The organism is Microbacterium sp. BF1, assembly GCF_019279095.1.
Classification (GTDB): Bacteria; Actinomycetota; Actinomycetes; order Actinomycetales; family Microbacteriaceae; genus Microbacterium; species Microbacterium maritypicum.
The window spans coordinates 1-534 of sequence record NZ_JAGYWT010000886.1 but is presented as its reverse complement, the minus strand read 5'-3'; the positions used below and the strand labels follow the sequence as shown (position 1 = coordinate 534).

Sequence of the window (534 nt, the reverse complement as noted above, 5' to 3'; positions counted from 1 at the left end):
CGCAGTTCCGCGGCTCGTGCGGCGAGCGTCGGCGGGTGCACGACGAGGATCTTGCGCACCCCCGGCGCGACGGCGGCGGAGACCCGATCGAGGATCCCCCGTCCGATCGTGATGTCGTAGGCGTCGTTTCCGGTGACGTTGATGGTCGTCGTGCTCATCGCTGCTCTCTCCTCCATGCCACGATCTCGTCCGCGATCTTCTGCATCGGACGACGTGAGGTGTCGAAGGTCGCCGATGACACCTCGGCGTACCACCCCCGACGCTCCTCGAAGATCTTCTGCCACCGCTCCAGCGGATCCTCTCCCGCCAGCAGCGGGCGATTGCTGCCGCGCAGCCGGTCGGCGACCGCATCGGGACTGACGGTCAGGAACACGACCGGATGCTCCGCGAGCAGATCTCGCGTGGCCGCCTCCGTCACGGCACCACCGCCGAGGGAGATCACTCCGCCCTCGGACAGCGCCTCGGCGACGGCGGCGCACTCGAGGGCGCGGAAATGCGCCTCCCCGTGCTCCTCGAAGATGGCGGGGATCGGCC

Annotated in this window: 1 protein-coding gene; it reads right to left on the bottom strand. The window is 69.3% G+C overall.

Annotated features, from left to right (window positions below; all coding sequences use genetic code 11):
- Positions 1–154: 154 nt before the first annotated feature.
- Positions 155–534 (bottom strand): shikimate kinase (locus KZA10_RS17370; RefSeq protein ID WP_218683531.1); only part of this gene is annotated, 380 nt, incomplete at its 5' end.